This is a genomic window from Alcanivorax sp. HI0044, from assembly GCF_001634945.1.
In genome coordinates, this window is sequence record NZ_LWEZ01001303.1 from 1 (window position 1) to 2,304 (window position 2,304).

Sequence of the window (2,304 nt, forward strand, 5' to 3'; positions counted from 1 at the left end):
AGAACGCTTCACCCAAATCCCCCAGGCGATCCATGCTGGCTTCCAGGCTATCCGTATCGGCCAGCATGCCACCGAGCTTGTCGCGCAGCAGTTGCGTATACAGCAACTGCTTGCCGTACTTCCATTCGTATAGCGCCCGGCTTTCATCCAGCCCTTCATAGCACTGCAAGCGAATCAGCGGCGCTTCCAGAAAGGCGGCGGCCGCTTTTGCCAGCTCGGTTTTGCCCACCCCCGGCGGGCCTTCCACCAGCACCGGCTTGTGTAGCTGCGCCGCCAGGTACACCGCCAGCGCAATGCGCTCGCTGCAAATGTAACCCTGCTCGGAGAAGCTGCGAATAATGTCTTCGACGGAGTCGATACGGGTTTTCATGGGCACTCCTGCACAACCTTGCCAAGGCACAGCGAAAGCCAGACCTTGCCTGAGCCAGACAGAGTAACGCAGAGCACGACGGGAGACACTGGCCAACCACGACACAACACCGACAGGAAGCGGCGCAGGACAACGCGGTGAGCGAAAAGGAATCAATGAACGAACACGCAGAGCGCCGACCGGGGCGTTAATGCAGAGTGATGTTATCCGCCAGCACCACAGGGGCGATCTCGCTGACGTCCTCGACAATGGGGTCGCCATCCATGCTGGACACATCAAAGCGAGCCGAGGTGACATCGCCATCAATCATGTCGGGAATGGCATCGAGAAAGGCGTCCACATGCTCGGAGCCAAAATGGATTTCCAGCGCATCCAGGTTCGACCACTGCTGCCACACCATAATCACCCTGGGCGCATCCGCCTGCAGGTATACCTCATAGGCCAGACACCCCCGCTCTCCCCGCGACGCACTGGCAAGCGCCTGCACCAGCGCCAACGCATGGGGCTGTTCGTCTTCTTTCACGGGAAAGGAGCCTTTCACTATGATCATGGAGGGTCACTACGCTGGGAAAACGACCATTGTAGCACAATCGAGCCAACGCTGCCCGGACCCTGCCTGTTTTCAGCACAGGGCTCGACTACAAACTATCGCAGAACTGCACCGAGTCGGAGACCGGCACCCGATCCACTCGGGCCTTGTTTGCCGCGATATCCGGGTCCTCGTACCCAAAGCTGATCCCCAGCACGATGGCCGTACTGGACGGGATCCCCAGCATTTCCCGCACATCGTCAGGATAGTAACGCATGCTGCCCTGGGCGCAGGCGCCCAACCCATAGGCACTCATGGACAGCAGCAATGACTGCACGTACATGCCCACATCCAGTCCCACGGTGACGCCGAACTCCCGCTCCATGCCAATAAACGCCACATGGGGCGCATCAAACAACTCGAAATTGCGCAATTCGGCACGTTGCCGACCAGGACGGTCTTCGCGGGCAATGCCCATGCTGCCGTACAGCGCCATGGCGCAATCCACCTGGCGCTCCCGGTACACCCCCTCGAAACGCGGCAGGCTGTCATAATCCGGAGCAAAAGGGACGCCCTGAGTAACCTTCTCCACCATGCGCTCGCGCAGCGCATCGCGCACGGCACCGGACGCTACCCACACTTTCCAGGGCTGGATATTGCAGTTGGAGGGAGAGCGCTGGGCAAGCGAGAACACCGCGTCCAGCACCTCCTGAGGTACCGGTTTGTCGGTAAAGCCGCGTACGGAGCGGCGCTGAATCATGGCATCAGCCAGGGAAATATCGTGGGCGGTCATCAAGGGCTCCTGTCAACACTCGCTCCGAGTCTACCGGGGCGGAGAGACAGACACGATGACCGTAGCGATCAGGCCGCTTGTTCGGACGCGTCACGCATGGCCTGGCAGATCTGGTCGATCACCGGTGCAGCCAACTCCATGCGGCCGTCGCAGCCATCCACCCCAAAGCGCCGGGCGCAGTCAGGACAAAGCACATTGAACACCAGTTCTTCGCCGTGATTGCGAGCCGGCAACACTGCCCAGTTTTCCATCCGGGCCTGCTGGCCGATACGGTGATAATAATCCAGATTGACCTCACCACCGGGTTCAAAATCAAAGGTGGCAGGACAACGGCTGCAATTGAGCCACATGTCGTACAGTGCTGCGGCGTCGTACGGATCCTTGGGATCAAAAGACATCGCCACCTCCTGTGGCAATCGGCAGCAACGTTGCGGTATTAACGTTGCTGAGTTCGCGACCCTTTTTAGTGCATTTTTCGGCACAAACCCACGAATCACGTCACAAACCGCCATTTCATAGCCGATTACCTACCGCCATCTGCCTGCCGCCCAGCGCCATCATTTCCAGCTGCAGGCAGGCATGATCCGCCAACACACGGCGCGCAGCGGGGCT

4 protein-coding genes are annotated in these 2,304 nt (G+C 59.7%); all 4 read right to left on the reverse strand.

The window, feature by feature from the left end; genetic code table 11:
- On the reverse strand, window positions 1-370 hold a 370-nt coding region (locus A3730_RS19010; protein ID WP_156501256.1), incomplete at its 3' end, for an AAA family ATPase.
- A gap of 187 nt (window positions 371-557) precedes the next feature.
- Entirely contained in the window at window positions 558-920 is a 363-nt protein-coding gene (locus tag A3730_RS19015; protein ID WP_063520723.1) for a putative quinol monooxygenase, read from the reverse strand.
- An 88-nt stretch (window positions 921-1,008) separates the two neighbouring features.
- Window positions 1,009-1,692 carry a nitroreductase gene (locus A3730_RS19020; RefSeq protein ID WP_063520724.1) on the reverse strand — a complete coding sequence of 228 codons (684 nt, stop codon included), beginning with the start codon at window positions 1,690-1,692 and terminating at the stop codon, window positions 1,009-1,011.
- Window positions 1,693-1,760: 68 nt separating this feature from the next.
- Window positions 1,761-2,090, reverse strand: a complete 330-nt coding sequence (locus tag A3730_RS19025) for a hypothetical protein (protein ID WP_063520725.1) — start codon at window positions 2,088-2,090, stop codon at window positions 1,761-1,763.
- Between the last annotated feature and the right edge of the window lie 214 nt (window positions 2,091-2,304).

Coding starts and splice junctions, on each gene's coding strand:
- A3730_RS19015 (WP_063520723.1), bottom strand. CDS start 920: ATGATCATAGTGAAAGGCTCCTTTCCCGTGAAAGAAGACGAACAGCCC.
- A3730_RS19020 (WP_063520724.1), bottom strand. CDS start 1,692: ATGACCGCCCACGATATTTCCCTGGCTGATGCCATGATTCAGCGCCGC.
- A3730_RS19025 (WP_063520725.1), bottom strand. CDS start 2,090: ATGTCTTTTGATCCCAAGGATCCGTACGACGCCGCAGCACTGTACGAC.